The organism is Streptomyces hilarionis, assembly GCF_024539675.1.
Lineage (GTDB): Bacteria > Actinomycetota > Actinomycetes > Streptomycetales > Streptomycetaceae > Streptomyces > Streptomyces hilarionis.
In genome coordinates this window covers 1-270 of sequence record NZ_JAHHIT010000728.1, presented here as the reverse complement: position 1 = coordinate 270, position 270 = coordinate 1, and the positions used below count along the sequence as shown (strand labels likewise).

General features: G+C 57.0%; 1 protein-coding gene. It reads left to right on the top strand.

Annotated features, from left to right (window positions below):
• A partial coding sequence (locus KMS84_RS44575) for a P-type ATPase actuator domain-containing protein (protein WP_498066984.1) occupies positions 1–270 on the top strand: 270 nt, incomplete at both ends.

The following is a 270-nucleotide window of genomic DNA, read 5'->3' as shown; positions in this document are numbered from 1 at the left end:
GCCATGGTGATTGGCAAGTGGCCGGAAGCCGCGATGGTGGTTTTCCTTTTCGCTATTGCCGAAGCCATCGAAGCACTCTCACTTGAGCGAGCGCGTAACGCGATTAAATCGCTGACTGCATTAGCTCCTGAGACTGCGGAAGTCATGACCGAAGCTGGCTGGAAAGAACACCCGGTTGAGAATGTCGTTCTCGGCAGCCGTATTCGTGTTCGCACAGGGTCGCGGGTACCGCTGGATGCGAGGGTGGAATCTGGTCGTGCTGCTCTCGAC